Source organism: Terriglobia bacterium (genome assembly GCA_020073185.1).
Classification (GTDB): domain Bacteria; phylum Acidobacteriota; class Terriglobia; order Terriglobales; family Acidobacteriaceae; genus JAIQGF01.
Map to the genome: position 1 here is coordinate 24,426 of JAIQFT010000017.1, position 23,461 is coordinate 47,886.

A 23,461-nucleotide genomic window follows, 5' to 3' on the forward strand; every position below is an offset into this window, starting at 1 on the left:
GTGCAGGCCGATAGTCTTGTCCGAATCGTAGCTGCTACTGAGAAATCTCGGTGGCCTCGACAGTTTCGACTCCGGGGGGAGGGGTGAAGCGGAATTGACTGTCTGCGATATAGATGCCTGGCTTCTGATCAGAGAAGCGGAATTCTGTGGTGGAGCCGTCGGCTTGCTCGATGGTGATGGCGCGAATCTTGGAGTCGGACGTGATCTCCAGCAAGACCTGGGTGACGCGGTCCTCCAGTCCCTTGGGCACACCGCGGAGGACGACATCGGCGGCATCGAACGGCTTGACGTCGGGGGCGATGGACAGGCCGGAGAACTCTCTTTCCAGCTTGGTTTTTCCCAGCAGATACCGCAAGGGCGAGCGCAGGTCGTCGAGTTTCTTGACCGAGGCCCTGCGGACCTGCTGGTCGCCGGGGACGTAGAACCACGCGGTCTTGCCGTCGCTGATGAAGAGCTTGGGGCGGGGCTGGCGATAATCCCAGCGCATTTTGCCGGGGCGCTTGAGCCAGAGCGTGCCCGATTCGTTGCGGCTCAGGCCGGCGCCGCGGTAGGTCTCGGTGAATTGCGCTTCCAGCGACTGCAGGTTGTTGTAGCGACGGTCCACGGACAGCGCGAGCTGGTGAATATCGGTCTGAGCGAGCGCCGTCGCGCTAAGGACAAGAAAGATTGCAGCACGGAGCAGAAGGGGCATGGTTCTTAGATCAGGAATCGGCACGAATGACTCAGTCTTCCGTCGTCAGGACTTCGTTTGCCTTAGGAACTGGCAGCACTCATGCGGTGTCTGTACCTTCTTGCGCCCATCACGGTCCGGCATCTTCGTTCTGCGCCCTCCTGCACTCGTGATCAACGCCTGGTGCCCCACATCTGCCCGCCTTTGGCAGATGTGGGAATCGACAACCGCAAACCGACAACCACTAATCGCCAACCGCTAACCGACAACCGACAACCGTGTCCCCTTCAAGCTACAGGCCGCGAGTACCAGACTCTCGCGGCTTTTTTCCCGCCGGCAGGCCCTGGTTGATGAAGGGCAGGGAATCGGGATCGGCGACTTCGATGCGGCCGTCGGACATGAGCTTATACGGTTTACCAAGCGGATCAACCGGAATGCCCCGTAGCAGGCCGGCGTCGATCAGTTCCCCCCATCCGCTCGCCGGGCGTCCGCTGCGGCGTTGGAACTCGGCGGCGAGTTCTTCCAACTTAGGCACGTCTTCATCCACCTTGAGCGCGCGGAGGTGTTTGAAGGCATTGGCGCGGATCGTACTGTCCTCCGTGGTTTCGTAGGTGGTGGTCCAGAGCAGGCGAGCGGTTGCGATCTGGCCGGCGTGCTGCGCCATAGCCGCGGCGAGCACTCTCAGAAACGGGTGCGCGCCGGGAATCTTCGATCCGCGCTCGAAGGCGCGAGCGGCAGCGGCGGGATCGTGCAGCTCCATATATTGCAGGAATCCGAGTTCATAGTAAAGCTGCCATCGATTGGGATTGGCCCGGATGCCGCACTCCACGAGCGCGACGGCCTTGTCGGGCTGGCCGGCGCCTTCCGGCGGTTTCTGCGCCAGGAACGTAGAACCAAACTGATACGCGACGATGAGGTGCGGGTCGAGTTCGGTGGTGACGTCGAGCAGCGGCGCCAGGAGTTGGTACTGCATGGCGCGGGCGCGATGTTTGGCGCCAAAATACTGCACCGCGCGGGTCCAGTAAACGTCAGCGAGCAGGCCGTTGTAGCCGAGGCTCATGCGCTTAAGGACCTTCGGCGAAGGGATGTAGAGAACCTCTTCCAACGTGCCGCCGGAGCGCATGCCATCGATGCGGCGGAGAAGCAGGACGGCGGAGGCCAGGCACGCTCCCATCACCGTGGCGAGCGTGACGGTAATGGCGGCGCGATGATTCATGATCTATCGCGTGATCGGGCGATTTGAAGAGCTTTGCCGATTGCGGATTTGTTATGGCTTAGGCTCATTTGAGGTTCCGGTGCTCAAAGATCAAAGCGGCGGCGGAAATCGCGGCAGCGGCGTAAAGCAGCGCATAGCCGGTGTTGTAGGCGACCAGCGTGCGCGCCACCGGCTCTTCGTGAGCGACCGAGGAGATGACGTTAAGCGCCGAGAAATTCGGCACCAGGTAAGCGGCGGCGGTGGCGATCCAGCCGGCGGGTCCGTGGGCGAGGGCAGCAAAGGAGCGCAGGTCTTCGGCAAACGTCCCGATGATGAACAGGGCGAAGGCGAAAACGGCCGAAAGCAATGGCGAGGAGAACGAGGAAAACAGTAAGGCAAGCGCAGTCGCGATCACGAATTGGAGGACGATGAAATAGAGCGCCACCAGCAAATAGGTGTCGCTGCGCTGGAAATGATGGACGAGGTAAAGGAGCGCGGCGAAAAATCCGATCGCCATGAAAATGGTGTTGACCACCAGCGTGCCCACCAGGCCGAAAAACTTCCCCAGAATGAACTCCCAGCGGCGAACCGGGCGCGCCAGGACGGTGTAGAGCGTGCGCTTGTCAATTTCTTTCGAGACCAGGCCGATGCCGATGAAGATGGCGATCACGATGCCGAAGATGGAAACCGCGGTCAGCCCGAGGTTAATGAGAACCATGCGCTCGATACCGATGGATATCTGGCCGAACAAGAGCGCCGAGGCGACCAGCAGGAGGGCAAAAAAGATGAGGTTGTAGAGAACGCGGTCGCGGACGGCTTCGCGGAAGGTGTTGAACGAGATGGCGGCGACGCGGTTGATCATCGCGCTACCTCCACCGGTGTATCGTTCAGCTTTTCAAGGAAGTAGTCTTCCAGGGAAGCGCGCACCGGGGTGATCGACATCAGGCGGCCATGGGCACGGCGGATGGCGTCAGTGGCCGCATCGAGTTGAGCCTGCGGCAAGACGGCGCGGATGGTTTCGCCGGTGAGGTGACATTGGCAGCCGAGCGCCTGGAGAGCGGGGATAGCGGCAGCGCCGTCCCAGATGATCTCGACGTTGCCGCTGAAGCGCGCGAGCAGGTCCTGCATGACCCCGACGCCGCGCAGCTCGCCCTTGTGCAGTACAGCGACTCGGTCGCAGAGGGCCTCGGCGTCGGCAAGGATGTGGGTTGAGAAGAAAACGGTCTTGCCGTCGTCTTTGAGAGACTGGATCAGGTCGCGGACCTCGCGGCGGCCGATGGGGTCGAGGCCGGACATAGGCTCGTCGAGAAAGACCAGCTTGGGGTCGTGAATGATTGCCTGGGCGATTCCTACGCGCTGCAACATTCCCTTGGAGAATTTGCGGAGTTGGGTATGACCGGCTTCAGGCAGACCGACGCGCGCCAGCACTTCGCCGATGCGGCGGCGGCGCTCGCGGGCAGGCACGCCGGAAAGCTGGGCGTAGTAATCGAGCAGTTCCGAGGCGGTCAGATAATCGTAAAAGTACGGCTGCTCCGGGAGAAAGCCGATGCTGGCTCTGACCTCCGGATCGCGCCAATCCCCACCGAGAATTCTTGCCGAGCCGCCGCTGGGGAAGATCAGGCCCATCAGGAGCTTGAGCGTAGTGGTCTTGCCGGCGCCGTTGGGGCCAAGGTAGCCGAAGACCTCGCCATCAGGTACGGTGAGGGTGAGCGGCTTGAGCGCGATCTTGGGGCGCTTGCGCACGAAGCCGGCCAGATAGGTCTTTTCGAGCGCGAAGGTTTCGATGGCGGCCATGTTCGTCTTGGACAGCGTAATTATATGTGGGGGCGCCATGGAAGTACCCAGGCGGTAGCGGCCAGAGGCTGGGTTCAGGGGTAAGATAACGAGATACCTCCAACCAAGCTCCGGGGAGATCGTTTGTCAGACGCGGCGGCGGAAACGTCGGTAACGAGGAAGATCAACGCAGAAGAAGCGGGCAGGCGGAGCCGTCGGACTGCGGTGTCCTCGGGCACCGGACCGGATGCGGCGCGCGTGCTGTTGGTGCTGGCTCTGGCGCTTACGGTACTGGCGTATCTAAACACGCTACGCTTCCAGTTTGTCTATGACGACCTGCCGCAGATCGTCAACAACCCGCGAGTGCATACCTGGGTTCACAGCGAGCGAATATTCGTGGAGCACGTCTGGAGCCAGCTCGCCGGCCAGCCAGGGAATTACTATCGCCCGCTGTTCATGTTCTGGCTGATGGCGAACTACTCGCTGTTTGGGCTGCATCCCATGGGCTGGCACGCAACCGCAGTCCTGCTGCACCTGGCAACAATCGTTCTGGTGTACATGCTGCTGCGCCGCGTCCTGGGCAACCGGGTGGCGGCAGCCATGGGCACGATGATCTGGGCCGTCCATCCGACCCATATTGAAACTGTCGCATGGGTGTCGGGGACGCCAGATTCGCTGCTGGGGGTGTTCGTGATCGGCAGCGTGCTGACATTTGCGCGGGCCCGAGAGGACGACGTTCGCCGCGCGTGGTGGGCGGCGGCTTCGGTCGTGCTCTACGCGCTGGCGATGATGTCGAAGGAAACCGGGGTCATGCTGCCCCTGCTCCTGTTCGCCTACGACCGGCTGCTGGTCACGCGGCGCAGCGACCAGAGTGAATCCCTGGCCAAGATCATCTGGCGATACCTGCCGTACGCCGCAGCGGGGGTCGCTTACCTGATCGTGCGGCGGTTGGTGTTGGGGCACCTCAGCTCTCCCGATGAGAAGCCATGGACGAACGTTTTGCTCACGCTGCCATCACTGCTGTGGTTCTACGTCAAGGAACTCTTCTGGCCGGCGAACCTGTCGGTATTCCATGACACGCCGCTGGTGGAGCATCCGGGGCTGACCAATTTCGTGCTGCCGCTGATGGGGGTATTGGCCGCGGCGGCGGGGGCCGTGTACGTGTCGCGGCGATCCAAGGCGGCCTGCTTCGGTTCGTGGTGGCTGGTGGTGCTGATGGTGCCGCCGATCATGGGGCTGTACAGCTTTATTGTCGAAGACCTGGTGCACGACCGTTACCTTTACCTGCCAACCATCGGATTGGCCATTGTGTGCGCCTGGGCGATCCGCAAAATCCCGTCATCAGGCCGGCAATTGTTTGGAGCGCCGAGCGCGCAGATGGTGATCGCTTTGGCGCTGGGCGTGATCATGGCCGCGAGTACCGCGGTGCAGCTCGTCTATTGGACCAACGATCTGATCCTATACGCCCACGCCGTGCAGATCGCACCCCGCAACGTGATCGCCATCAATCACCTCGCCAACGAGTTTTACAAGCGTAAGGACCCGAACAAGGCACTGGCCTTGTACAACCGATCGTTGCAGGTGAAGCCACACTGGGGCACACACTTCGCCATGGGGATTACGCTCTACGAACTGGGCGATCTGCCGCAGGCGCAAAAGCACCTGGAAAGGGCGATTCCGCTGCTCCCGGGCAATGCCGACGAGTATTACTACCTCGGGCTGGTGCACATGGGGCAGGGTCAATACGCCGAGGCGGAGCCGTATTTCCGCAAGGCCATGTCGCTATTTGTCAAACCGGGATACCACTGGGCGCTGGCGATGTCGCTGGAGAAGCAGGGCAAGCTGGAAGCAGCGCGCGATGAGCTGCAGGCGGAGCTGAGAAATAATCCTGCGCCGGAGGTAAGGCGGGAGCTGGAAAGGGTGGACAAGGCGGTGGCAGGCACCCGGTAGTCCGTAGCTGGTAGCTGGGCCGGACCGAGATTCTCCGACTCCCAGCTACGAGCGACCAGCTACCCTGCAGCCGGAAGAACGGATGCGGACCACCGGCCACGAATCCTAATCAAAAATGAAGATGGCGGCGGCGATGACCGTCGTCCATTTGCCCATCTTGTCGCCGACGGCGGATTGGGTGACGTTCATCGTCCGCACGATCTTGTTTGACAGCCGGTAAACTTCCTTCTTCTCGTCCCAGGATTTGTCGGGGTCGAACTCGACGTCCAGCGTGGTGGCCAGCATTTCGGCAGCGAGTTCCTCGGCGTAGTCGCCCGCCTGGTCGTCGGTCTCGCCAAAGGAATGATGCTCGCTGAGGTAGCCGTAGGTGGAGCGATCTGCGGGAATGGCCAGGCCGATGCTGGCGGCCAGCAAGCGGTGCGGCTCGTGGGTGGAATTCTCGGCGACCACCGCGAACACTACCTCGCCGTGGTCCAGGTGCTTCAACCCCAGCGCGCGCGGAATGACCCTGCATTGTGGCGGAAAGATGGAGGAGACGCGCACCAGGTTTTGCGACGCGATGCCGGCGTCGCGCAGTGCCAACTCAAACGATGTCAGCCGTTCCTTGTGCTTGCCAACGCCCTTGGTCAGGAAGATCCGCCGCGGGACCATGTTTTTTCCCAATTCGCTTGCCTCCACCATTTGCGACAAGAATGGTCAGAAAATAACACGGTGTTGCGGGCGTAGTGCAGGCAAAAATGCGAGCCACGGAAATTTTTTTTGGCGTTCACATTCGGTGGCGCCCAGCGCCCGCCGCAGCGTGGCCCGGTTGCTGCTCGGAGGCAGCCGCGACAGGACGCCGGAGCCGGGAGGTCGAGCTATTTGGACTTCTTGGCGGCGGCTATGGAACTTGCCTGGATGGTGGTTCCGGACAGCTTGCCGGTGACGGCAGCCTGCTGGCCGGCGAATTTGTCCAGGTCGGACTTGTTGCCTTTGAGAGTGTAAACCTTGTTACCGACCACCAGCGCGTAGTCGATTCCGGCCTTGACGCAGGCGCGAACGCACTCCGCGTCGGGCTTGCCGGGCATCATCGTGTGATGGGCGCCGCACATGGTGTCGCTGACGGTGCCGGTGAAGGTCTGGTCGTTGGCGCCCGCCGCGAAAAGGCCGGTGCACAACAGCAGACCCACTGCAAAGGTGCGAAGAAATTTCATTGGGCTCCTCCCCCCCGAATTAGTGATCTGCTTCAGTATACGTTACGAAGTGGCGAGCTTGGCGGGCTTCAGTTTGACGGCGATGTCAATGAAGGCCAGCGCGGCACGGGACAGGGCCTTGTCCTTGCGAAAAACCAGGGCGAGATCGCGGCGGATAGCAGCATCGGCCATGGGTAGGGCCACTAGGGCGCCGGCCAGGACATCCTCCTGGACGTGGGAGCGGGCAATGAACCCGATCCCAATATCGGCGGCTACGAAACGTTTAAGTAGTTCGGTGGAATCAAGTTCCATGGAAACATTTAACTTTAACTTGCGATCGTTGAAGAGCTGCTCGATGGCATCGCGGGTGTGCCCGGTTTCGGGGACGAGCAGCGGGTACTGGGCGGCCTCGGCGATGGCTGCCGACTTCGATTTCGCCAGCGGATGCCCCGGCGCAGTGATGACAACGAGCTCGTCCCGGTGAATCTGAACCACCGTGAGGCGGTTGTCATTCACCGGTAACGACACGATGCCGAAGTCCACCGAGTTATCGATGACCGACTCCAGGATGCCGGCCGATTCCAACCGGTTGATGTTCACCGCGACGCCGGGGTACTGCTTCTTGAATTGGGCAAAGACCTCGGGGAGGATGTGCAGGCAGGTACCCTCATTGGCGCCGACTACGATTTCGCCGCGGGGCACCCGTTCCATTTCCGCCAGCGCGGTGATGATGCCGCGGCGGGCCTGGAGGGATTCGTCGGCGTACTTCTGAAACGCCTTGCCCGCGGCGGTGAGCGAAACCTTGCCGCCGGAGCGGTCCAGCAGTTTGGCGCCAACCTCCTCCTCGAGGGCGCGAATCTGGGCGGAGACCGCCGGCTGCGTGCGAAAACGCCTCTCCGCGGCGCGGGAGAAGCTGGCGAGGCGCGCCACTTCGAGGAAGGTTTCCAGTTGGTCGAAATCCATAACGGAGAGCTTTTAGCTTAGCTATTTAGCCGCTTTCACTTTTTATGTAGCCGATGTCATCCCGAGCGAGGGAGGGCTCCCGCGCGTTTTTCCCAGCGCCAGAAACCCGAGTCGAGGGATCTCGGTTTTCCTCTCTCGGCTACACTAATCCTGAGACTGCAATTAGCTGCTGGCGCGCTCCGGCCTCGCCCGTGCCGCATAAGCGATTCTATTGTGGCGATAAGAACAATCAATTTCCCGCCGCTGCATGGCGGGTCTATGCTCATCTGTTTCGGCGGTGGCCGCCAGAATTGTAGCAGCGGTAGCGCAGGAAAGATAAACCCAGTGGCCGCAACACCCGAGGGCGCAGAGATGAACCCAACTAAGACGAGCCGGGCAACGGTCAGCGTAGGTGCGATGGTTCCGAGCGATTGGCCGGACGTGTCGGCCATTTTTCTGGAGGGAATCGCCACCGGCAACGCGACCTTTGAAACCCTGGCGCCCACATGGAATCAGTGGGACCGGGCACACTTGCCGGTCGGACGGCTGGTGGCGCGGAAGGGGCGGACGATCGCCGGGTGGGTGGCGCTCAGCCGGGTATCGCAGCGGTCCTGCTACGCGGGCGTGGCTGAGATGAGCGTGTACGTGGCCACCTGGGCCCGCGGGCAGGGAGTCGGCGACGCCCTGATGAAGGCGGCGATCAAGGAGTCCGAGGCGGCCGGGATCTGGGCACTCCAGGGGGTTTTGTTTCCCGAGAACATGTCCAGTCTGCGCCTCTGTGAGGCCAACGGCTTCCGGGTAGTCGGGCGGCGGGAGCGCATCGGCAAGCGCGACGAAGTGTGGCGGGATACGATGCTGGTGGAGCGGCGCAGCACAGTAGTCGGAATCGACTGATCTGTCGCCACGACTCCGGAAACCCAAGGCCTGGATTCGCACCCTCGCTGGGACATCCGCATTCAATCAGGTATCCGAGTTCAGCGACTGCACGCTGAGCGCCTGCTTGCGGCGCGCCTCGGTCTCCCGCAGAATGCGCCGGTACAGGGCGTAGTAGCGAACCAGTTCCGGGATACCGCGGGCTTCCAGTTCCTTCTGGATGGTTTCGTGATCGCCCAGCGCAACGAGATCGAGGACCTGCTGGAATTCCCGGTCTTGCTCACCGCGGCGGCGGCATTGCTGGATCAGATCGTAGTCCTTCTGCGGTACAAACGAAGCCAGTGCGATGTACATCGCCTGCAGGGATTCGGCGCGGACGGGTTCGTGGACGTGCGCGATTTCTTCCAGCAGCGCCTTCTCCAGCATGTACTTCGCCCCGCTGAAAAAGGAGTCGGAACTGAAGCGCTCCTGGCGTTGCGAGAGAATCTGCTCGTACTGCCGAATCAGCTTATCGGTGGCGCCGGTGTCCATAACAGTCCTTTCCGTAGTTGGACATAAAGCGATCTTATCGGCCCGATAAAAAGTATGAATTTCCCGCTGGCGAAGCGCGCCAGTTATGCTTCAATGGTGGCGCTGTAATCGCGAGGATTGTAGCAGCCGCCCGACATAGTACTTATCCCAAATACCGATTCAGCCGCGCTGGATCGCGGTTGAAATCTGAGCGGACACGCGCCCGCAGCGGCGCAAGGAGAAAACATGGCCAATGCGAAAACTGTCCTGGAGTTCGCCCAGCAGAATGGCGCGAAACTTCTGGACCTGCGCTTCACAGACCTGCCCGGGCTGTGGCATCACGTGACTTATCCCATGGACCAGGTGGACGAGAGCTCGTTCGAGGAAGGGTTCGGCATGGACGGCTCGTCCATCCGCGGCTGGGCCGCCATCCACGAGAGCGACATGCTGCTGATCCCGGATCCGGCGTGGTCCATGATGGACCCCTTCACCGAGATCCCCACGCTGGTGATGATTGCCGACGTGCAAGACCCGGTCACCAAGCAGCGCTACGACAAAGATCCGCGCTACATCGCCAAGAAGGCGGAAATGTTCCTCAGCTCGACCGGCATAGCCGACACCGCGTTCTTCGGCGCCGAGGCCGAGTTTTTCATCTTCGATAACGTGCGCTTCGATCAGCGCGAGCAGCACGGCTTCTACTTCATCGACGCCGAGGAGGGCCGCTGGAATTCTGGCCGCAAGGAAAACAACCTTGGATACCGCCCGCGCTATAAGGAAGGCTATTTCCCGGTGCCGCCCACCGACCACTACCAGGACCTGCGCAGTGAAATGACGGTGACGATGCAGAGCTGCGGGTTGACCGTGGAGTGCCACCATCACGAGGTGGCCACGGGCGGACAGACGGAAATTGACCTGAAGTTCGATTCGCTGCTCGTTTCCGCCGACCACATGATGCTCTACAAGTACATCGCGCGCAACGTCGCCAACCAGTACGGCAAGACGGTCACGTTCATGCCGAAACCGCTGTTCCAGGACAATGGCAGCGGCATGCATACGCACCAGTCGCTGTGGAAGGGCGGCAAACCGCTCTTCGCCGGCGACGGCTATGCGGGATTCTCGCAAATGGGGTTGTGGTACATCGGTGGGCTGATCAAGCACGGGCCGGCGTTGGCGGCCATCATTGCGCCGACCACCAATTCCTACAAGCGCCTGGTGCCCGGCTTCGAAGCCCCGGTGAACCTGGCGTACTCGCGGCGCAACCGCTCCGCGGCCTGCCGTATCCCGATGTACTCAGCGTCGCCGAAAACCAAGCGCGTCGAGTTCCGGCCGCCCGATCCGAGCTGCAATCCCTACCTGGCGTTTGCCGCCATGCTGATGGCCGGGCTCGATGGGGTGGAGAACAAGATCGATCCCGGACAGCCGCTGGACAAGGACATCTACGATCTGGGTCCGGAGGAGCTGGCCAAGGTGCCGTCCATGCCGGGCTCGCTGGAGGATGCCCTCGACGCTCTCGATCGCGACCACCAGTTCCTGCTCAAGGGCGACGTCTTTACCGAGGCGCTGCTCGATACCTACATCAAATACAAGCGCGAAAAGGAAGTGGACGCCATTCGCCTGCGCCCGCATCCCTACGAGTTCGCGCTGTATTACGACATTTAGAAGACGGGAGTTTGTGGGAACTGGTTTCAAGAATTGGCTCTTGGGTAGGGCGCGGCTTTAGCCGCGCCGCTCGAGGCCTCAAGAATAGTGGGCTTTAGCCCCTGAGGTATATTTTTCGTGAGGAACATGGCCCGGCAGCGATACCGGGCCTTTTTGTCTCTGGTCGTTTCCAGGATTTCCTCCGTGACGCCAGAATAGGAAGACAACAATCGCGCCCGCAACTCCCACTTCCCATCTTTTCTCAAAGCACGTCGGTAGTCTCATGAATAATTTATTAGTTTGATCTGTTGCCTAGCCAACAGGAAGTGCCCGCCACTATGTCAAGTGCCCAGTGAGTAAATAGTTAGTTTTCGATTGCACTGTGGCTGACACACCTGCTCTACTGTTGTTTATGCCGCTCTCAACAAATGCGGAAAATGAGTTGCTAGAAAACGTCAACAGAAATCTCGAAGTAATTATTGGCCTGCTGCTCCGCAATTTGCCCGATGCGGACGCAGCCAATTCCCGTGGCCGAATCCTCATGCTCAGCGAAATGGGGGTGAGACCGAGAGACATAGCCAGGCTGTTGGGAAAAACCGAGAATCACGTGAACGTTACGCTGTCTCAGAGTCGCAGCGCGAAGAAAAAGAAAAACAAGAGGAGCCGCGAATGAAAAACTCTACTACCACGGAGCAGCTCCTGGCGGCACAGCTAGACCTTTTGAAAGACATGTTTATTGCTGAGCTGGCGCTGGCGGGCCTTCCACAGTTGGAAATCGCCAGGATTGTCCGAGTGGACCTGAATCGGGTGAATCGGATTGGCAAGTCGCTCAAGAGAAGAAAAACTGTGGCGGGAGAAAAGTGATGGCCGAAAACAAAGATGTGCCGGAGGAGCAATCGCGGAAACTGAATGTGGTTATCGCTTTGCTCTTGCGTCAATTGCTAGGGGACGCGGACTTCACGACAAAGAAAAGGAAAGGGACCGGTGAATTGGCCGTTTACCTGGACAGGGCTGGTCTAACCTACCAAGACATCGCGTCAATTCTTGATTCGCCAGTGGCCAGCGTTCGGGAGTTGGTTTCCCGTAGCAAACGGAAGAAGAAAAGTAGATGACGGTTCAGGCGGTATCGGAATTCCCGGCAACAGCGCCCGAGCAGATAGAGCACTTTGCGAAACTGCTCAGCAAGTCGGAAGACAAGCGGCGTGTTTTTGGACAGATATATCGAGGCCAGAGCCAGAAGCCAAAAACTGCGGCGGAAATTGCGAAGGAGCTTCGAGGATTGACCGCCAAGCGCGTTTTGGAGATTGCGTCTCCGCTTGCGGCAAACCATCTGTTTGAGAAAACAAAAATTAATGGTTCGATCGCTTACAAGAAGCGCTCTTCCATCAATACGGTCAAGCAGCGCATCCTGGCGCTGGCGACAAACCGCAAAAAGCTTCGTGAACATGTGACCGTCAGAAATCCTGGTGTTCGGTCGGAGATAGTAAGAATCGAACTTGCCCCTCAATCCAGAGATGTCGCAATTGATGTGAAACATATCACCGTGGACGACATTGATAATTTTTCACGGGTTCGCTCGCTCAAGCACGGAAACGTGCCACAGGCGATGGACCCGGCTCGCTTACCAGAGAAAGCATTTAAGCTGGGAATCAAACGCATCCTCGGGAATCACGGTACATTTCGAGATTGGGGTGGAGAAACAAATGACCTCTTCACCACGCACATCAGAGTTAAGGGCAAGAGATACGCGGCTGCTTTTGGATTCAAAGGGCCGGGCAAGTCCGGCCTTCTCACTCCGGGTAAGATGGGCAAGAACGGCGATCAAATCCAGCGATTGTTTGAATCCACGGCACAGGTGATGATTGTGCAATACGAAGGTGAAATCGCGGAAAGTGTTCTCACGCAGATGCAGAAACTTGCTATTGCAAATTCTGTTTCAGGGAAACAGCGGATATTTTATGGCGCGATTGCTCTTGAAGATTCGTACCGCTTGCGACTGAAATACAGAAATCAGTTTAGGGAGCAACGGGCGCGCCGTTAGCGGTTGGGGAATTCTGTACCGAGGCTTGTGCTGATGGACTGGTTTTCTTGGACCGGCAGTGCCGCCAGCATCGCGGGATTGATTGTGAGTGCGTTTGCACTCTACTTTGCCAAGTCTGCAAGTGAGGCAGCACGGGCCGCTAGAACGGGTGTGCGGAAGGCAAACGCCAGCGAAGCGCTTAGCAGGATAGGAGACACGGCTAATCTCTTACAGGCGTGTGTAGAAAACGACCAACGTCACGAAGCAGTTCTGAGGGCTAGGGATTTGGTTTCTGACGTTAGTCGCTACAAACTCCGTTATGACCGTTTTCTTGATGCGGGCAGCAAAGCGCGGCTTGATGAATCGCGGGACCAGATTAGCGTTATCTCCCGATTCCTGGCCACGCGGGGGGTTCCAGAAACGCCTGCTGAAAAAAATCGTCTGCTCCGAATTTGTCACAACGATGTCGTGGCGGTCCTGAATGAAGAGTCCGCTAGAATTGTCGCTGCCATCGAGAAGGAAGACGAGTGATGCCTAACTACGACCCAGTGATTAACAAGCTGCTCGATAAGACTGAAGCAGGGACGCTGCCGTGGAAGCCTACCTTCGACGAAGACACGTTCATTGTGGCGCTGGAGGGCGAAGTCACCTTTGAAGTCTCTCGTGTCGAAGATGGCGGGTTTGCGTTTTCGATGAAGGATAAGGACGGCAAGAAAATCATAGATATGACGAGCCACAAGCGAGAACAGTACCACCAAGATTACGTTCCAGATGACGGCTATTTCGAGAAAATCAGCCGATTATTTGAGGCTGCACGTGTGACCGCTCTCGAAGTCGAAAAGAAGCTAAACGACGCCCAATCCTTGCTCGATAAATTCTGACTGCGCGGAAATCGAAACGGAGCTGCCCATGACACCTGCACTGCAAAATCTTGAACCGAAGCGGTTGTGGAAACACTTTGACGCCCTCGCTGCCATTCCCCGCGCGTCCACCAAGGAAGCCGCGGCGCGCGACTATGTTCTGGCGCAAGCCAAGCGGGTTGGCCTCACTGCCGTTCACGACCAAGTCGGCAACACCGTCATCAGCAAGCCGGCACGCCCCGGCCGCGAGAATGCGCCCATGGCCATCTTGCAGGGCCATCTCGACATGGTCTGCGAGAAGAACGAAGGAACTCCCCACAATTTCGATACCGATCCCATCAAGGTAGTACGCGATGGCGATTGGCTGAAGGCCGACGGAACCACGCTCGGCTCCGACAACGGCATCGGCGTCGCGGCAGCGCTGGCGGTGATGGAGAGCGACGACATTGCTCACGGCCCCCTGGAGTTCGTGTTCACCATTGACGAGGAAAGCGGGCTGACCGGCGCCACCGAATTTCCCGGCGGTTTGCTCAAGTCCAAGTACTTCCTCAACCTGGACAACGAAGAAAGAGGCACGCTGTGCATCGGGTGCTCGGGCGGTATCAATACCACGGCGCGCCGCAAGGTGACGCTTCGCCAACCCCGGCCGGGCGCGGCGTGGCGGATCAAGATCTCCGGGCTGCAAGGCGGCCACTCCGGCGTGGACATCCATCGCGGCCGCGGCAACGCGGTGCGCATCCTCGGACTCGTCCTGCAACGCCTGCTCGACCGCCTTCCCATCGAGATTGCCGACCTGAAGGGTGGAAGCGCGCGCAACGCCATTCCGCGCGAAGCCGCTGCGGTGGTCGTGTTGGACGCCGGCCGTGAAAAAGAATTGCGAACGCTGCTGGCCGAATTGCAGTCCGAGATACAGTCTGACCTGGGCGGATTCGATCCCGGGCTGCAATTAGCGCTGGAAAAAGACAAAGCCAAAGCCGAAGGCGCCCCTCAGGTGCTGGACGCATCCGACGCGCGGCCAACGGTCGACCTGCTGGCCAGCCTGCATCACGGTGTGCTGGCGATGAGTCCCGACATCGCGGGGCTGGTCCAGAACTCAACCAACCTGGCGACGGTTGCCATCAAGGATGGAGTGGTCGAGATTGGCACCAGCCAGCGCAGCGCGATCGAGAGCAGCAAGCTTGCTGCCGCCCGCTTGGTGGCGACGGTGTGCCGCCTGGCGGGATTCGACACCGAGCACTCGACCAGTTATCCCGGATGGAAGCCGGATCCAAACAGTGAAATCGTGCGCAAGCTGCAGTCGGCCCACCAGGAGGTATTCGGCCAGCCCGCCAAGCTGATTGCCATGCATGCCGGGTTGGAGTGCGGCGTGATCGGTGATAAGTACCCCGGAATGCAAATGATCTCGTTGGGGCCGCAAATCGAAAATCCGCACAGCCCGCACGAGCGCGTGCAGATTTCATCGGTGGAGACTTTCTGGCGCCTGCTGCGCACGGCACTGGAACGGATGTGAACTAAGGTTCAACAAGTTCATCGGAGGCGGGGTTGAATGCCCGAAGTCACGCTTACCGAACGCACCGCTCGTATACCTACACGCTTCAGGTGTTTGCTGTTCGCGCTGATTGCAGCCGCGCTGGAAGCCGGGCTGTCGACGGTGCAAGTAATGCTACCCGCCAATCATCGGCTCGCTTGGACTGTGGGAACATTCGACACTCTGTCGATCGGTGGGTTGGTGTGGGTACTGATGCTGCGCTCCCGTCAACAGCGCTTGCTGACCAACCACCGTTTCCGCGTGATCGCTGACTGCAACCACCACATTCGGAACGCCATCCAAGTCATGTTTGTGGACACGGAAGACACCATCGCAGTGCGCCAGCAAGTTGACCGCATTGACTGGGTGCTGCGAGAAGTGCTCCCGATGACAGCGGATGAAGTCATTCGCCAGAGCAAGCGCCAGCCGCCACCGGCGCAGGAACCGCGGCGCGATCTGACCTAGACTTCCCGTTTGCGTGCTTCAACGGAACGGACCACGTCTTCCCCACACGCGCGCCCAACCTGCATGACGCGGCGTGCTATGCTTCGCACGGAACCGTGCCCAAACTCGTCCATGGAGTCCCGGATCTGCCGCACGCATCGTTCCGCGATCCGGAAGCTGCCCGCCGCAATCTCGCGCGTATTGCCGAACGGGTGCCCGCCGGAGTGGCCCGGGCGATCCCGCCGCTGCTGACCGACCTGCCCGACCCCGATGCGGCGCTGAATCTTTTTGAGCGGCTGACGGAAAGCGCGCCGGCAGAGTCGTTCCGCGCCTTCGACCGCGACCGCGTGCTGGTGCACTACGCGCTTGCCGTCTTCGGATTCAGTCACTTTCTTGGCGAAACCCTGATCCAGAACACCGACCTGTTCCAGATCCTGCAGCGCGACAAGATCCTCGACCGGTCGCACTCGCGCGAGGAGTACCGCGAGGCCTTTGCGCGCTACCGCTCGCGCTCCTTCGAGACCGACATCGCGCTGCTGCTGGCCCGCTTCAAGCGCCGCGAGTACGTGCGCATCATGCTGCGCGACGTGCTCGGAACCGCCACCCTGGCGGAAACGACCAATGAAATCTCCGCTCTGGCCGATGTGCTGATCGATGTGGCGCTGCGCGAGACCGATGCCGCCTTCCGCAGCCGCTACGGCCCGCCACAGCATGTCGACGCCGAAGGCCGCCTGCTCGATGTGCCGGTAGCGGTGTTGTCGCTAGGAAAACTGGGCGGCAACGAACTCAATTACAGCTCCGACATTGACTTGCTGTTCCTCTATGGCGACGGCAATGACGCGGGGACAACGTCGATCTCCATCCGCGAATATTTCGTCCGCCTGGCGCAGAGCGTCACCGGTACGCTCTCCCGCATGACGCGCGAAGGCTCGGCCTTCCGCGTGGACTTGCGCTTGCGCCCGCAGGGAGGGGAGGGCGAGCCGGCGGTTGGATTAACGCAGGCACTCGAATACTACGGCCATACCGCGCACGACTGGGAATTGCAGGCCATGATTAAGGTGCGGCATTCGGCCGGCGACCTGGCGCTGGCGCGGCGCTTCATTCGCGGCGTGCAGCCGTTTGTGTATCGCGGTGAAGCGGCGGATGCCGATCCTTCGTCCTCGCTGCGCTCAGACTCAGAATCTGGGCAGGCGGATTCCCGCCTCGACGAACTCGGTGTCACGCCGCCTGCTCGCCTCAACTTCGCGGCCATCGAAACGGCGCTGGCGGCGCGCGATCGCATTGGCGCAAGGCGCAGGGTGGCGGCGGCACGCGGCGGGACCACCGATGTCAAACTCGATCGCGGCGGCATTCGCGATATCGAGTTCCTGGTGCAGTGCCTGCAGCGCGTCTACGGCGGCAAGGAGCGGTGGCTGCGTTCCGGCGGAACCCTGTTTTCCCTGCAAAAGCTGCACGACAAGGGACACCTCACCGGCCGTGACTTCAACGAGCTGACCATCGCCTACGAATTTCTCCGCAAGCTGGAGCACCGCCTGCAACTGCGGCAAGGCCAGCAGACCCACAAGCTGCCGAAATCGAAGGACGAGCTGGCGGTGTTGGCGCGCTGCATGACGAGCGGACAGGCAGCGCTGCCGTCGGCAACCATTGTCGACCTGGTGCAGCGGCGCATGGCGGCGGTGGCGGAAATCTATAACCGCATCATTCATCATCAGCAATGGCAGCAGCAGCGCGAGACGCCCGACTTCCGTCTGGAAAGCGCCGAATTGGCCCAAGACCAGACGGAGCGGCAAATGATGGCGCGCCTGGCGGCCGATTCGCCCGCCTTACACGAGGTGCTAAGCAGCGCTGAAATGGATGTGGCGGGGCGGAGAAATCTTCATCGCTTCCTCTCGGCCGCCTTCACCAGCTCCGAGCGATATGCGGCCGTCGCGCACGCGCCCCAGGCGGTCCGCCAGGCCTTGCAGATTTTTCGCCTCAGCGATTACCTGACCGATATCCTCACCCGTCACTCGGAGGAGATTGTCAGCCTTGCCGGGGAGTTGGGCGCCGCCACGCACGACGGGATCGGTCACCTGTTCGAGGAAGAAGTCGAGGATCAACGGGCATTTGGCGATCCCGTCTTCTCGTACCTGGCTTCCGCCGATGTGCCCCACACCGAGAAGCTGGCGCTGCTGCGCCGGCACTATCGCCACCGTGTCTTTGCTTCGGGAGCCTGTGACGTGGTGAAGGGCCGGAAGGTGTACGAGTCGCTGACGGAGACCACGGGAGGGGCGGACGAAGCCATCGCCGCGGCGCTGGCGATCGCGGGACAGCCCCAAGGTTTGACCGTACTTGCGCTGGGGCGGCTCGGAACCGGCGAGTTCGATCTGCTCTCCGATGCGGACCTGATTTTCGTTCGCGACGACTCGCTGGATCCGCCGCCGGCCATCAAAGCCGCCGAACAACTGATGCAGGCGCTGTCCGCCTACACGCGCGAGGGTACGGTCTTTCCCGTGGACGCCCGCCTGAGACCGCGCGGCACCGAGGGCGAACTGGTGATGACCGTTGCCTACATCGAGGAATATTTCCAGCGCGAAGCCCAGGCGTGGGAAGCGCTGAGCTTTACCAAGCTGCGGCACATTGCGGGATCGAAGGAAACCGGACGGCGGGTGCGGCAGGCTGCGCAAGCCTGGATGTCGCGCTGCGCCGGCGATGCCGGTTTTATCAACGACGTGCGCGCCATGCGCACCAAGCTCGCTAAACCCGAAGCTGGCGGCCCGAACCTCAAGACCGGGGCGGGCGCCATGTACGATATCGATTTTGCCGCCTCCGCGCTGGCGGTCAAGCACGATGTTGTCCTCCGCGGGAACATGCGGCAAAGGCTGCGCGCATTGTGGAGCGCGCGCCGGCTGGACGACGCCCAATTCACGCTGCTGGACGAGGCTGCCGAGTTTTATCGTGCGCTGGAGCACGCCATCCGCCTGGTCACCGGCCGCGCGCGCAAGACGCTGCCGGTCGGCGAGCATGCCCGCGGCGCCATCGAGGAGCTGACTTCGCGCATGCTGGGCCGGAACTTTGCCGGCGGAGTGGAGGCAGAATTAGTGGGTACCTTGTCCGCGACCCGGTCCATGTATGAGCACCTGGTGGTGTGACAGAAAGCACCGGTTGACGGTGCAAGGCCGTTCACCCATCGCATCCGGGCGACCCGAGCTGCAATGGGCCAGGGGACATGGGACCGCTATTTCCGGCCCTTTTCGACAGTCCGGCCGCTCCGCCTGGAACCGCGGTATGATTGCCGGTGGCGGACCCCGCTGTTCACTCGTCACATGCTTTTGTGATCTAGGTCATGCCCCGATGTACGGCTGATTCGCCTATAATGGCGGGTCTCCGAAACTCCTGAGGAGGTGGTTGATGGCGGATTCATACAATGGCCTGCCCTTGCCCAAGGACGGCGCCCGAATTACCTACAGCAATGGCAAATACACAATTCCCGATAATCCCATCATTCCGTTCATCGAAGGCGACGGAACCGGCCGCGACATCTGGAAGGCTTCCGTGCGCGTATTCGACGCGGCGGTGAAGAAGGCCTACGGCAACAAGCGCCGCATCGTGTGGTACGAAGTCTTCGCCGGCGAAAAAGCGATGGCCAAGTTCAAGAGTTGGCTTCCCGACGGCACCATCGAAGCGCTGAAGGACATGCGCGTCAGCATCAAGGGCCCCCTGACAACCCCCGTGGGCGGCGGCATCCGTTCGCTGAACGTCGCCCTGCGCCAGATCCTGGACCTGTATGACTGCGTGCGCCCGGTGAAGCACTACGGCGCCCCTTCGCCGGTAAAGCACCCCGAGCGCATGAACGTGATTATCCACCGCGAGAACACGGAAGACGTTTACGCCGGCATCGAGTGGGAGCAGGGAACCGACAAGGTCAAGAAGCTGATCAATTTCCTGAACAACGAAATGCTGGCCGGCACCGGCAAGAAGATCCGCGAGGACAGCGGCGTGGGCATCAAGCCGATCTCGGTCACCGGCACCAAGCGCTTGGTCCGCAAGGCGATCCAGCATGCGCTGGAGCTGGGACGCAAGAAGGTGACGCTGGTGCACAAGGGCAACATCCAGAAGTTCACCGAAGGCGCGTTCCGCGCCTGGGGCTATGAGTTGGCTACCACCGAGTTCCGCGACAAGGTGGTCACGGAACGCGAGAGCTGGATCCTCGACAACAAGGACAAGAACCCGAACATCACCATCGAGCAGAATGCCGCCCTGGTCGAGCCCGGCCTCGAGTACGCCGCGCACGACTTCCAGCAGACCATCTACAAGGAAGTGAAGGACTGCCTGGATGCGATCTACAAGACGCACGGCAACGGCCAGTGGAAGAAGAAGCTGATGGTCAACGACCGCATCGCGGATTCGATCTTCCAGCAGGTCGTCACGCGTGCCGACGAATACGAAATCCTGGCCACCCCCAACCTGAACGGCGATTACATCAGCGACGCCTGCGCCGCGCAGATCGGCGGCCTGGGCATCGCAGCCGGCGCCAATATCGGCGATGGCTATGCCATCTTCGAAGCGACGCACGGCACGGCCCCGAAGTATGCCGACCTGGACGTCATCAATCCGACCTCGGTGCTGCTGTCGGGCGTGATGATGTTTGAGTTCCTCGGCTGGAAGGAAGCGGCCAAGCTGATCGAGGACGGCGTCCGCAAGACCATCGAGCAGAAGAAGGTCACCTACGACTTCCACCGCCTGATGGAGGGCGCCACCAAGGTGAAGTGCAGCGAGTTCGGCACCTACATCATCGAGAACATGAACGCCGCCAATTCCGCGGCTGCCGACTAGCCGCAGCACTTACGGGCAAGGCAATCAGGGGGGTGGGGCGGGTCACGGGCCCGCCCCGCCTTTTTGACCGGCAAGCGTTCTAAAACCGCCCCATCTGGCGTAGACTAATCCGTTTTCATCCATCCGCTGGCGGCGCCCAGCGCGTCAGCCTCAGAAAGGATTCCTACCATGCGCAAGAAAGTAACGGTCGTGGGCTCGGGTAACGTAGGGGCGACGGCAGCGCACTGGATCGCCGCGGCCGAACTGGCCGACGTAACCCTGATTGACATCATCGAGGGCGTGCCGGAGGGCAAGGGTCTGGACCTGCTCGAGGCCATGCCCATCATCAAGAAGGATTGTTACGTGGTCGGCACCGAGAATTACGCCGACACCGCCAATTCCGATATCGTGGTCATCACCGCCGGCGTGCCGCGCAAGCCGGGCATGAGCCGCGACGACCTGCTGAATATCAATGCCAAGATCATGCGGGACGTGGTCGGCAAAGTGGTCCAGTACTCGCCCGACTGCATCCTGATCATCGTTTCCAATCCGCTGGACGCGATGGCGCAGGCGGCGTACAAGCTCAGCGGCTTCTCGCGCAATCGCGTGATCGGCATGGCCGGCGTGCTCGATTCGGCGCGCTTCCGCGCCTTTATCTCCCAGGAGTTGAAGGTCTCGGTCGAGAACGTCACCGCATTCGTGCTCGGCGGGCACGGCGACACCATGGTGCCCCTGCCGCGCTATTCCACGGTCGCCGGTATCCCGCTTCCCGAATTGATGGACAAGGCGACCATCGATCGCCTGGTGCAGCGCACCCGCGACGGCGGCGCCGAGATCGTCAAGTACTTGAAGACGGGTAGCGCCTACTACGCCCCATCCGCCGCGGTGACCGAGATGGTGGAAGCCATTCTCAAGGACAAGAAAAAGATTCTGCCCTGCGCCGCCTACCTGGAAGGCGAATACGGGATCCACGGTTTGTTCGTCGGCGTCCCTTGCAAGCTGGGCTCGCGCGGGATCGAGGACGTCATTCAGATCCGGCTCACCGCGGAAGAGCAGGCTGCCCTGGAAAAGAGCGCCGGCGCGGTCAAGGAGTTGGTGGCCGTGATCGGAGTCTGACGGCGGCAGAAGATTGGCCACGGATTAGCTCGGATACACACGGATGAAGAATTCAGAAAATCTGTGGCGATCCGTGCAAATGCGTGGCCTTGTTTTTCAGCGGGAAGATTTCGCGACTCCGGCGAGGTAGCCGCCAATGGACTCTTTCCAATGCGCCATCTTCGTGGCGTAGGCGGATTCCGTGAGGCCTTCGACGAACGAGTTGCCTTGGGCCGACAGGCCGACGTAGGAGTCCGTCACCGTCACGTCGGTGCGATTCGCCCCCACCGCCAAACAGCGAATTTCGATCTGCCGCACCAGCATGCCCTGCGCAACGATGTTGTACGCGATCGTGCGCTTTGCAGGATCGTAGCGCGTCACGGTCCAGACGTGCTCCACGCCTTCTTGCGTGCGGAACACCATGCCTTCGGCCACATCGTGATCGCGCGGGAAGAGAATCTCCGGATTCCAGCCTTTCGCCCAATGCTTTTCGCCCAGGGGGGTAAACAACGGAAAAACAGCTCCGATAGGCGCCTCAAACTGCAAATGGCCGGTTCGAGCAACTCCTTCGGCCTTGAACCCGGTTCCGGTGGTAGTAGACTGGGCCAACGCAGTGCTCACCAGGACAAGCGCCAGCGTCGCCAGCAATTGAGTGGTCATTCCTTCCTCCAAAAGAAATCGCCCGCACGCGCCGAACGCGTACGGGCGGAATTTGTCTCTCAAGTGAAAACGCCCGCGCGGCATGGCCGCTCGGGGGTGCAACATAATCATAAGCAACTATTCGGGTTGGCGCAACCCATAACTCGCACCCGCTCAGCACCTCTCGATCTTCACCGCCTTCACCGTCACATCCTTCACTGGCTTGTCCTGCGGATTGCGCGGCACGCTCACGATCTTGGTCACCACTTCCTGCCCCTCGACCACCTCGCCAAAGATGGTGTGATTGCCGGTCAGCCATGGCGTTGCCGCCACGGTGATGAAAAACTGGCTGCCGTTGGTGTTCGGGCCGGCGTTGGCCATGGCGAGCTTTCCCGGCTTGTCAAACTTGTACGGCGAGCCCTTGGTCTCGTCTTCGAAGCGGTAGCCGGGACCGCCGAAACCGGTGCCCGCCGGGTCGCCGCCCTGGATCATGAAATTGGGAATCACGCGGTGAAAGATCGTTCCGTCGTACAGGCGATTGCTGGATTTGGCGTGCGTAACCGGATGCGTCCACTCGCGCTTGCCCTCGGCGAGGTCCACGAAGTTCTGCGCGGTTTTCGGCGCTTCCTTTTCAAACAGACGACAGACGATCATCCCTTCCGACGTTTCAAACGTCGCGTACGTGCCGGGTTGGCGTGCCATAGAGATCCTTTCTATCCAACTATTTCTTGGGTTCGGGTTTTTTCTCCGCAGCGGGAGCCGCCGCCCCGGCCTGCACGATTTTGATGTGCGTGATCTTCACCGCCTGAAACGGCTTATCGTTGTTCTGATCGCGCGGCACATGGGTGATCTTGGTCACCAGCGACACCGGCTCGCACTGGCCAAAGATCGTATGCCGTCCATTCAGGTGCGGCGTGGGCACCTCGGTGATGAAGAACTGCGACCCGTTCGTGTTCGGGCCGGAGTTGGCCATCGCCAGGCGGCCGGGCCGGTCGAACTTCAGCGACGGATCGAATTCGTCCTTGAACTTGTAGCCGGGATCGCCGGTGCCGTTGCCGGCCGGATCGCCACCCTGGATCATGAAACCGGGAATCACGCGATGGAAGATGGTGCCATCGTAAAGCGGCGTATTGTGCTTTTTGGCGCCCGAGACCGGATTCTTCCAATCCTTCGTGCCTTCCGCCAGACCGATGAAATTCTCCACCGTGACCGGCGCCTTGTCCTTGAACAACGTGCAGTTGAAATTGCCGAGTGTGGTTTCGATCACCGCCTTGGGATTTCCGGCGGCGTCAGCGGCGAGGAGCAGGGAAGGAACGAGCAACAGCATGATGGCCATCAGTTTTCGCATAGTCGCACCT

General features: G+C 60.7%; 25 protein-coding genes. 14 read left to right on the top strand and 11 right to left on the bottom strand.

Annotation, left to right across the window (positions count from 1 at the left end; genetic code table 11):
* Nucleotides 1–34: 34 nt before the first annotated feature.
* The 4 genes from lolA to LAN64_08175 form a co-directional block, all read right to left on the bottom strand.
* Nucleotides 35–691 carry an outer membrane lipoprotein chaperone LolA gene (gene lolA / locus LAN64_08160; protein MBZ5567810.1) on the bottom strand — a complete coding sequence of 219 codons (657 nt, stop codon included), beginning with the start codon at nucleotides 689–691 and terminating at the stop codon, nucleotides 35–37.
* Nucleotides 692–962: 271 nt separating this feature from the next.
* Nucleotides 963–1,886: a hypothetical protein gene (locus tag LAN64_08165; protein ID MBZ5567811.1), complete on the bottom strand. Its 924-nt coding sequence runs from the start codon at nucleotides 1,884–1,886 to the stop codon at nucleotides 963–965.
* A gap of 64 nt (nucleotides 1,887–1,950) precedes the next feature.
* Nucleotides 1,951–2,727, bottom strand: a complete 777-nt coding sequence (locus LAN64_08170; GenBank protein ID MBZ5567812.1) for an ABC transporter permease — start codon at nucleotides 2,725–2,727, stop codon at nucleotides 1,951–1,953.
* The gene (locus tag LAN64_08175; protein ID MBZ5567813.1) at nucleotides 2,724–3,659 is read right to left on the bottom strand and encodes an ABC transporter ATP-binding protein; all 936 of its coding nucleotides are present in this window, start codon (nucleotides 3,657–3,659) and stop codon (nucleotides 2,724–2,726) included. The genes LAN64_08170 and LAN64_08175 overlap by 4 nt, the downstream gene beginning before the upstream one ends.
* 204 nt (nucleotides 3,660–3,863) lie before the next feature.
* Here LAN64_08175 and LAN64_08180 point away from each other — a divergent pair, with 204 nt between their 5' ends.
* Nucleotides 3,864–5,588 (top strand): tetratricopeptide repeat protein, encoded by a 1,725-nt coding sequence (locus tag LAN64_08180; GenBank protein MBZ5567814.1) that lies wholly within the window; start codon nucleotides 3,864–3,866, stop codon nucleotides 5,586–5,588.
* A gap of 105 nt (nucleotides 5,589–5,693) precedes the next feature.
* Here LAN64_08180 and LAN64_08185 read toward each other — a convergent pair whose 3' ends face one another.
* From LAN64_08185 to LAN64_08195, 3 genes are all read right to left on the bottom strand, one after another.
* Nucleotides 5,694–6,239 (bottom strand): arginine decarboxylase, pyruvoyl-dependent, encoded by a 546-nt coding sequence (locus tag LAN64_08185; protein ID MBZ5567815.1) that lies wholly within the window; start codon nucleotides 6,237–6,239, stop codon nucleotides 5,694–5,696.
* Nucleotides 6,240–6,445: 206 nt separating this feature from the next.
* Nucleotides 6,446–6,781, bottom strand: a complete 336-nt coding sequence (locus LAN64_08190; protein MBZ5567816.1) for a hypothetical protein — start codon at nucleotides 6,779–6,781, stop codon at nucleotides 6,446–6,448.
* Nucleotides 6,782–6,823: 42 nt separating this feature from the next.
* Nucleotides 6,824–7,723, bottom strand: coding sequence for a LysR family transcriptional regulator (locus LAN64_08195; GenBank protein ID MBZ5567817.1), 900 nt, complete (start codon nucleotides 7,721–7,723; stop codon nucleotides 6,824–6,826).
* Nucleotides 7,724–8,074: 351 nt separating this feature from the next.
* Between LAN64_08195 and LAN64_08200 the strand changes: the two genes are divergently transcribed.
* Nucleotides 8,075–8,596: a GNAT family N-acetyltransferase gene (locus LAN64_08200; GenBank protein MBZ5567818.1), complete on the top strand. Its 522-nt coding sequence runs from the start codon at nucleotides 8,075–8,077 to the stop codon at nucleotides 8,594–8,596.
* A gap of 66 nt (nucleotides 8,597–8,662) precedes the next feature.
* Here the strand turns inward: LAN64_08200 and LAN64_08205 are convergent, their stop codons facing one another.
* Nucleotides 8,663–9,106, bottom strand: coding sequence for a hypothetical protein (locus LAN64_08205; GenBank protein ID MBZ5567819.1), 444 nt, complete (start codon nucleotides 9,104–9,106; stop codon nucleotides 8,663–8,665).
* Between the two features lie 225 nt (nucleotides 9,107–9,331).
* Here LAN64_08205 and glnA point away from each other — a divergent pair, with 225 nt between their 5' ends.
* The 12 genes from glnA to mdh all read left to right on the top strand — a co-directional run bounded on the left by glnA (nucleotide 9,332) and on the right by mdh (nucleotide 21,485).
* Nucleotides 9,332–10,744 carry a type I glutamate--ammonia ligase gene (glnA, locus tag LAN64_08210; protein ID MBZ5567820.1) on the top strand — a complete coding sequence of 471 codons (1,413 nt, stop codon included), beginning with the start codon at nucleotides 9,332–9,334 and terminating at the stop codon, nucleotides 10,742–10,744.
* 361 nt (nucleotides 10,745–11,105) lie between these two features.
* Nucleotides 11,106–11,396 (top strand): hypothetical protein, encoded by a 291-nt coding sequence (locus LAN64_08215; protein MBZ5567821.1) that lies wholly within the window; start codon nucleotides 11,106–11,108, stop codon nucleotides 11,394–11,396.
* On the top strand, nucleotides 11,393–11,587 hold the full coding sequence (locus LAN64_08220) for a hypothetical protein (protein ID MBZ5567822.1): 195 nt from the start codon (nucleotides 11,393–11,395) through the stop codon (nucleotides 11,585–11,587). Before LAN64_08215 ends, LAN64_08220 begins: the two co-directional genes overlap by 4 nt.
* A complete protein-coding gene (locus LAN64_08225; GenBank protein MBZ5567823.1) occupies nucleotides 11,587–11,835 on the top strand; it encodes a hypothetical protein in 249 nt (82 codons plus the stop codon). Before LAN64_08220 ends, LAN64_08225 begins: the two co-directional genes overlap by 1 nt.
* A complete protein-coding gene (locus tag LAN64_08230; GenBank protein ID MBZ5567824.1) occupies nucleotides 11,832–12,764 on the top strand; it encodes a hypothetical protein in 933 nt (310 codons plus the stop codon). The genes LAN64_08225 and LAN64_08230 overlap by 4 nt, the downstream gene beginning before the upstream one ends.
* A 33-nt stretch (nucleotides 12,765–12,797) precedes the next feature.
* Complete coding sequence (locus tag LAN64_08235) at nucleotides 12,798–13,274, top strand: hypothetical protein (protein MBZ5567825.1); 477 nt, start codon at nucleotides 12,798–12,800, stop codon at nucleotides 13,272–13,274.
* Nucleotides 13,274–13,624, top strand: a complete 351-nt coding sequence (locus LAN64_08240) for a hypothetical protein (protein ID MBZ5567826.1) — start codon at nucleotides 13,274–13,276, stop codon at nucleotides 13,622–13,624. The genes LAN64_08235 and LAN64_08240 overlap by 1 nt, the downstream gene beginning before the upstream one ends.
* A gap of 28 nt (nucleotides 13,625–13,652) precedes the next feature.
* The gene (locus LAN64_08245; GenBank protein ID MBZ5567827.1) at nucleotides 13,653–15,113 is read left to right on the top strand and encodes an aminoacyl-histidine dipeptidase; all 1,461 of its coding nucleotides are present in this window, start codon (nucleotides 13,653–13,655) and stop codon (nucleotides 15,111–15,113) included.
* Nucleotides 15,114–15,149: 36 nt separating this feature from the next.
* Nucleotides 15,150–15,596, top strand: coding sequence for a hypothetical protein (locus LAN64_08250; protein ID MBZ5567828.1), 447 nt, complete (start codon nucleotides 15,150–15,152; stop codon nucleotides 15,594–15,596).
* A gap of 95 nt (nucleotides 15,597–15,691) precedes the next feature.
* Nucleotides 15,692–18,706 carry a hypothetical protein gene (locus LAN64_08255; protein MBZ5567829.1) on the top strand — a complete coding sequence of 1,005 codons (3,015 nt, stop codon included), beginning with the start codon at nucleotides 15,692–15,694 and terminating at the stop codon, nucleotides 18,704–18,706.
* A 259-nt stretch (nucleotides 18,707–18,965) separates the two neighbouring features.
* Nucleotides 18,966–20,390 (top strand): NADP-dependent isocitrate dehydrogenase, encoded by a 1,425-nt coding sequence (locus LAN64_08260; GenBank protein ID MBZ5567830.1) that lies wholly within the window; start codon nucleotides 18,966–18,968, stop codon nucleotides 20,388–20,390.
* A 168-nt stretch (nucleotides 20,391–20,558) separates the two neighbouring features.
* Entirely contained in the window at nucleotides 20,559–21,485 is a 927-nt protein-coding gene (gene mdh / locus LAN64_08265; GenBank protein ID MBZ5567831.1) for a malate dehydrogenase, read from the top strand.
* A 96-nt stretch (nucleotides 21,486–21,581) separates the two neighbouring features.
* Here the strand turns inward: mdh and LAN64_08270 are convergent, their stop codons facing one another.
* The 3 genes from LAN64_08270 to LAN64_08280 all read right to left on the bottom strand — a co-directional run bounded on the left by LAN64_08270 (nucleotide 21,582) and on the right by LAN64_08280 (nucleotide 23,451).
* Nucleotides 21,582–22,124 carry an SRPBCC family protein gene (locus tag LAN64_08270; GenBank protein ID MBZ5567832.1) on the bottom strand — a complete coding sequence of 181 codons (543 nt, stop codon included), beginning with the start codon at nucleotides 22,122–22,124 and terminating at the stop codon, nucleotides 21,582–21,584.
* A 153-nt stretch (nucleotides 22,125–22,277) separates the two neighbouring features.
* Nucleotides 22,278–22,805 carry a peptidylprolyl isomerase gene (locus tag LAN64_08275; GenBank protein MBZ5567833.1) on the bottom strand — a complete coding sequence of 176 codons (528 nt, stop codon included), beginning with the start codon at nucleotides 22,803–22,805 and terminating at the stop codon, nucleotides 22,278–22,280.
* A gap of 19 nt (nucleotides 22,806–22,824) precedes the next feature.
* Nucleotides 22,825–23,451 (bottom strand): peptidylprolyl isomerase, encoded by a 627-nt coding sequence (locus LAN64_08280; GenBank protein ID MBZ5567834.1) that lies wholly within the window; start codon nucleotides 23,449–23,451, stop codon nucleotides 22,825–22,827.
* Nucleotides 23,452–23,461 lie beyond the last annotated feature (10 nt).

What these genes read in the sequence shown, in the direction of transcription:
- lolA (MBZ5567810.1), bottom strand. Translation starts at nt 691, where the DNA reads ATGCCCCTTCTGCTCCGTGCTGCAATCTTTCTTGTCCTTAGCGCGACG.
- LAN64_08165 (MBZ5567811.1), bottom strand. Translation starts at nt 1,886, where the DNA reads ATGAATCATCGCGCCGCCATTACCGTCACGCTCGCCACGGTGATGGGA.
- LAN64_08170 (MBZ5567812.1), bottom strand. Translation starts at nt 2,727, where the DNA reads ATGATCAACCGCGTCGCCGCCATCTCGTTCAACACCTTCCGCGAAGCC.
- LAN64_08175 (MBZ5567813.1), bottom strand. Translation starts at nt 3,659, where the DNA reads ATGGCCGCCATCGAAACCTTCGCGCTCGAAAAGACCTATCTGGCCGGC.
- LAN64_08185 (MBZ5567815.1), bottom strand. Translation starts at nt 6,239, where the DNA reads ATGGTCCCGCGGCGGATCTTCCTGACCAAGGGCGTTGGCAAGCACAAG.
- LAN64_08190 (MBZ5567816.1), bottom strand. Translation starts at nt 6,781, where the DNA reads ATGAAATTTCTTCGCACCTTTGCAGTGGGTCTGCTGTTGTGCACCGGC.
- LAN64_08195 (MBZ5567817.1), bottom strand. Translation starts at nt 7,723, where the DNA reads ATGGATTTCGACCAACTGGAAACCTTCCTCGAAGTGGCGCGCCTCGCC.
- LAN64_08200 (MBZ5567818.1), top strand. Translation starts at nt 8,075, where the DNA reads ATGAACCCAACTAAGACGAGCCGGGCAACGGTCAGCGTAGGTGCGATG.
- LAN64_08205 (MBZ5567819.1), bottom strand. Translation starts at nt 9,106, where the DNA reads ATGGACACCGGCGCCACCGATAAGCTGATTCGGCAGTACGAGCAGATT.
- glnA (MBZ5567820.1), top strand. Translation starts at nt 9,332, where the DNA reads ATGGCCAATGCGAAAACTGTCCTGGAGTTCGCCCAGCAGAATGGCGCG.
- LAN64_08220 (MBZ5567822.1), top strand. Translation starts at nt 11,393, where the DNA reads ATGAAAAACTCTACTACCACGGAGCAGCTCCTGGCGGCACAGCTAGAC.
- LAN64_08225 (MBZ5567823.1), top strand. Translation starts at nt 11,587, where the DNA reads ATGGCCGAAAACAAAGATGTGCCGGAGGAGCAATCGCGGAAACTGAAT.
- LAN64_08230 (MBZ5567824.1), top strand. Translation starts at nt 11,832, where the DNA reads ATGACGGTTCAGGCGGTATCGGAATTCCCGGCAACAGCGCCCGAGCAG.
- LAN64_08235 (MBZ5567825.1), top strand. Translation starts at nt 12,798, where the DNA reads ATGGACTGGTTTTCTTGGACCGGCAGTGCCGCCAGCATCGCGGGATTG.
- LAN64_08240 (MBZ5567826.1), top strand. Translation starts at nt 13,274, where the DNA reads ATGCCTAACTACGACCCAGTGATTAACAAGCTGCTCGATAAGACTGAA.
- LAN64_08245 (MBZ5567827.1), top strand. Translation starts at nt 13,653, where the DNA reads ATGACACCTGCACTGCAAAATCTTGAACCGAAGCGGTTGTGGAAACAC.
- LAN64_08250 (MBZ5567828.1), top strand. Translation starts at nt 15,150, where the DNA reads ATGCCCGAAGTCACGCTTACCGAACGCACCGCTCGTATACCTACACGC.
- LAN64_08260 (MBZ5567830.1), top strand. Translation starts at nt 18,966, where the DNA reads ATGGCGGATTCATACAATGGCCTGCCCTTGCCCAAGGACGGCGCCCGA.
- mdh (MBZ5567831.1), top strand. Translation starts at nt 20,559, where the DNA reads ATGCGCAAGAAAGTAACGGTCGTGGGCTCGGGTAACGTAGGGGCGACG.
- LAN64_08270 (MBZ5567832.1), bottom strand. Translation starts at nt 22,124, where the DNA reads ATGACCACTCAATTGCTGGCGACGCTGGCGCTTGTCCTGGTGAGCACT.
- LAN64_08275 (MBZ5567833.1), bottom strand. Translation starts at nt 22,805, where the DNA reads ATGGCACGCCAACCCGGCACGTACGCGACGTTTGAAACGTCGGAAGGG.
- LAN64_08280 (MBZ5567834.1), bottom strand. Translation starts at nt 23,451, where the DNA reads ATGCGAAAACTGATGGCCATCATGCTGTTGCTCGTTCCTTCCCTGCTC.